Source organism: Bradyrhizobium sp. PRIMUS42, from assembly GCF_023006515.1.
Taxonomy (GTDB): Bacteria; Pseudomonadota; Alphaproteobacteria; order Rhizobiales; family Xanthobacteraceae; genus Bradyrhizobium.
This window is the reverse complement of record NZ_JALBGZ010001661.1, coordinates 1-274: the sequence shown is the minus strand read 5'-3', so window position 1 is coordinate 274 and position 274 is coordinate 1. Positions and strand designations below refer to the sequence as shown.

Annotated in this window: 1 pseudogene; it reads right to left on the bottom strand. The window is 66.8% G+C overall.

From position 1 onward, the window contains the following. Positions 1-274 (bottom strand): annotated as a pseudogene (locus MOV75_RS42175) (hypothetical protein); the annotation flags it as partial.

Here is a 274-nt window from a genome sequence, read left to right as displayed (position 1 = left end):
CGGCAACAGCTTGTTGCGCAACCTGAGCACCGCGGTGTCCTTGATGCGCTCGATGCGGTGCTCGGAGTTGGCGCGGGCCCGCACCAGCTCGACCACCGAGAGCTGCGGGATCGCGAAGCGGTCGCCGGCGGCTTCCACGATCAGGGCCGAGACGATCGCCAAGGTCAGCGGGATCTTGATGGTGACGGAGGAGCCTTCGCCGGCCACGCTCTTGATGTCGATGGTGCCGCCGATCTGGTCGATATTGGTGCGCACCACGTCCATGCCGACGCCG